The organism is Candidatus Venteria ishoeyi (assembly GCF_030378065.1).
Lineage (GTDB): Bacteria > Pseudomonadota > Gammaproteobacteria > Beggiatoales > Beggiatoaceae > Venteria > Venteria ishoeyi.
Window position 1 is genome coordinate 64257 of record NZ_JAUCGJ010000022.1, and the last position, 3422, is coordinate 67678.

General features: G+C 44.8%; 3 protein-coding genes. All 3 read right to left on the reverse strand.

Annotated features, from left to right (window positions below):
* Positions 1-1670 (reverse strand): tetratricopeptide repeat protein (locus QUF61_RS09350; RefSeq protein WP_289681438.1); only part of this gene is annotated, 1670 nt, incomplete at its 3' end.
* The gene (locus QUF61_RS09355; RefSeq protein ID WP_289681439.1) at positions 1667-3007 is read right to left on the reverse strand and encodes a hypothetical protein; all 1341 of its coding nucleotides are present in this window, start codon (positions 3005-3007) and stop codon (positions 1667-1669) included. The genes QUF61_RS09350 and QUF61_RS09355, both read right to left, overlap by 4 nt.
* A gap of 171 nt (positions 3008-3178) precedes the next feature.
* A partial coding sequence (locus QUF61_RS09360) for a hypothetical protein (protein WP_289681440.1) occupies positions 3179-3422 on the reverse strand: 244 nt, incomplete at its 5' end.

Genomic DNA, 3422 nt, shown 5'->3' on the forward strand with positions numbered 1-3422 from the left:
AGCTTCTCATAGACGGGAAGTTCTTCATGCTCACGAATCTTGAGCGCGTCGTCGAGTTGTCCGCGCGCTTGCAATATGTCGGCTATCTTCCCCATGGTGACGGCTTTTGAGCGCACATCGCCGAGCTTCTCATAGACGGGAAGTTCTTCATGCTCACGAATCTTGAGCGCATCGTCGAGTTGTCCGCGCGCTTGCAATATGTCGGCTATCTTCCCCATGGTGACGGCTTTTAAGCGCACATCGCCGAGCTTCTCATAGACGGGAAGTTCTTCATGCTCACGAATCTTGAGCGCGTCGTCGAGTTGTCCGCGCGCTTGCAATATGTCGGCTATCTTCCCCATGGTGACGGCTTTTGAGCGCACATCGCCGAGCTTTTCAAATGCAGGAAGCAGTTCATTCTTAAGAATCTTGAGCGCATCGTCGAGTTGTCCGCGCGCTTGCAATATGTCGGCTATCTTCCCCATGGTGACGGCTTTTGAGCGCACATCGCCGAGCTTCTCATAGACGGGAAGCTGCTCTGTCTGTCGAATCTTGAGCGCATCGTCGAGTTGTCCGCGCGCTTGCAATATGTCGGCTATAATCCCTTTAAATACTGCTACATCAGCAATAGCACCGATATTTTCCATCGGGGGAATACATCGCTCCTGTAAAATAACGAGTGCTTGTTCTAGCTCACCCCGAGCAATCAGAATATCAGCAATTTTACGTTCTGTGACGGCTTTTTCGCGCACATCGCCGAGCTTCTCATAGACGGGAAGTTCTTCATGCTCACGAATCTTGAGCGCATCGTCGAGTTGTCCGCGCGCTTGCAATATGTCGGCTATCTTCCCCATGGTGACGGCTTTTGAGCGCACATCGCCAAGATTATCATAAACGGAAAGTGTTTTTTTCAGTTGCTTAAGTGCAGTCTCAATATCACCTTGATCAACTTTTATATCGGCAATTTCTACAAAGCAAGTGGCTTCACTTCGGCGATTATCTACTTGCTGATAAAGCTTTTGTGCTTGTTCCAGATCCGCTAAAGCCTGTACGTTTCCCCCCAGATTTTGATAGAGTCGTCCACGTTCCAGTAATAAACTGGCATCATGGTTTTGAACCCCGCCTTGATCTTTTAAGTAATCACTGATGCGCTTAATCCGTGCTTGCCGCTGTGCGTAACTGGCGCTACTTCTGTCAAGTTCCTTGCTTAGGTCTTTACGTAATTCTGGCATTTTAACAATACTGAAATCCAGCACTGCCGCACGCCATGCCCAAAAATCAGCCGCTTGTTGCGCAAAAGTTTTCAGCGCAGTTTCAGATAACCAGAAAATCAGCGTTGCAGGGCAATGTTCGGCAATTTGCTCGCGGTGATAATTCAAACCCTGAAAAAAATCAGCCTGCCATGCCTGACAGCTATCCAGACCGGTTACATTTAATACCGCGTGTTGCTTGCCGAGTTGATAAAGTTTGTTTTCAAAGTGGGAAAAATCAGACATTTTCTGGCTGACCTGGTAGCAGGTAGCGGCAATCTGTTGTTGCTGAAATGCGATCAACTTATCGCGGTAAATCATATCATTGTATTGGGCAATGATTAGAGAAAAGCCTTTATGGTTTTTTAACAAGCGTTGTAAACGCAACCAGGCTCCACTGTGAAGAGATTCCAGCGGAAAATTGATGACATCTTCACTCATGTTTCATTCGCGTGGGCTTCAGCAAGCGCGCTCTGGTAACTGGGCAGGGTACGAATGACAGGGTGGCTGTTCCACCAATAGCTGTTATATTCCAACAGGCTGAGGTTATATAACAGGGTGCGGCTACGCTCGGCATTGTGGCTGCGGCGGGGTTCACGATCAATTTCAACCAGAAGTTGGTAATCTTCCTTATCCAGTAAACGACGATAGTCGGTTGCAAGCTGGGCGATTGCCAGATTGATTGCGTTTTCATCAAAATAGTCACCCTCTGCGCTGCCAAACGCATAGTTGAGCAGACGCAACAGGTCTCGCGGGTGTCCACCTGATGCCTGAATCAGTTTTTCCACGCTGGCTTCATTATCAAATAATTCAGGCGCAGCGCGGCGATACAGCATATTAGACAAGGTGTTATAACCTTCAGCAAGGCGCTGTCCTTCGGCCTCGTGTAGTTTTATCATGGGGAGCTTAAAAATATTGGGGAAAATCTGATTGATTTGCCCATGTTCATAAATCAGATGTATTGGCGCGCAGTAAATAAACAAGCCGTGAATTTCCTGCAACTGATAGGCATCACTGACAAAAAAACGGTCACTGTCTTTCTGATTGAGTCTATCAGTGCCATCCACGACAAACAGCAGTTTACGCCCGGCATTTTTTTTACGTATTTGCGTTTCTGCTGCACTAATTAGTTGATTAAAGCCTTCGGCAAACTCTTTGAAATGGTTTTTTACTACCTTGCGTAATTCTTCCTTATAGGTGGAGTTGAGACGAAAAGCGGTATTAATTTCTGCAAATAATTTTGCCAGCCAGGGAATGCCGCCTTCGGCTTTGACCCCTGTTTTTATTTCTGCGGCAAATTGTTTTGTCTGTTCGTGTTTTTCAATACGTTCCTTAAACCAGTTTTCCAGGTTTTCCAGAAAAATCCGGTCAATTGTAATCGCATTTTTCTGCAAATCAGCCAGTAACGCGCGCGCCAGCGCCAGCAATACATCCGTGTATTGTAAATTATGAATATCAAGGTCTTTAAGCGCATCCAGTTGCACGACAAAATAACGTGCGGGATCGGCAAGGCGAGCGGAGACACGACGCAATTCCGTACTTTTACCACCACCACGATGACCGCAAAATAAAATATAACGGCGATCTTTGGGTTCAAATTTCATTTCCCAATTACGTGAATCAATACCCAGTGGACGTAATAAAGCGTTATAGCTAAATTGTTCACCCCGCGCTGCATCCGTTTTAACAAAACGTGGATCATCAAATGCCAGCGGCTCGTCGAATCTCAGGCTTTCGCCTACTTCCCAGATGGTTTTAGGTACATCATAAGTCATCATTTTACTTCTAAATGGTTAAAAGTTGCTATAAAGGGGGGGGGAATAAGTATGACTTAGAATCTACAAATTCCCAATCTATTCAATAGACAAGCCAGTATATTTACTTATTAATGGCTTATCCATAGCATCTTGCTGTTTCTGGTATTCTCTCGTTCAGGCTATCATTCATTACTATGAATGACTGCCTTTAGTAGCTAAGTCTTTAATTATATTAGATAATTGCAGGCAACCATAATAATCAATAATAAATACAGGAAAGGCACTTAAAACGGCTACTTGATTATTAGGTTGAATATATTGCTTTAACTGTGCTTCAAATATAGTTAGCTGAGGTATAAATTTGGTGGGTAAAATATATTTACCTGAAATGAGATAATACATTTTTTTACAATGTTCAGTAAGTAAGACTGCCCAG

Excerpts from the sequence above, each read along its gene's own strand:
- QUF61_RS09355 (WP_289681439.1), bottom strand. The coding sequence starts at position 3,007 with ATGATGACTTATGATGTACCTAAAACCATCTGGGAAGTAGGCGAAAGC.